Source organism: Polynucleobacter sp. 78F-HAINBA (assembly GCF_018882325.1).
Lineage (GTDB): Bacteria > Pseudomonadota > Gammaproteobacteria > Burkholderiales > Burkholderiaceae > Polynucleobacter.
In genome coordinates this window covers 1-255 of sequence record NZ_JACVOQ010000027.1, presented here as the reverse complement: position 1 = coordinate 255, position 255 = coordinate 1, and the positions used below count along the sequence as shown (strand labels likewise).

Below are 255 nucleotides of genomic sequence, written 5' to 3'. Positions count from 1 at the left end.
GGGCTGTAATACCACCTTCATTGTAGAGGCGTTGCCAAAGACTAATCGTGCTGGGGGCTGGCACATTAAACCGGGCTGCGGCTTGATTGATGGAGAGTTGGTCTTGTTGCATAGACTGGAGCACAGACACCTTAAAGGTGTCGGGGTAATGTGTGTAAGTCTTGATTAAGCTCTTTTGACCATGAGCTTTATAGGCATGAACCCATTTTTGAATATAGGTGTGTTTAACGCCGTAGCGATCTCCGACTGCTTTAA

The 255-nt window shown here is 46.7% G+C and carries 1 protein-coding gene; it reads right to left on the bottom strand.

Annotation, left to right across the window (positions count from 1 at the left end; translation table 11 throughout):
* A partial coding sequence (locus tag ICN11_RS10655) for a helix-turn-helix domain-containing protein (RefSeq protein WP_216230359.1) occupies window positions 1-255 on the bottom strand: 255 nt, incomplete at both ends.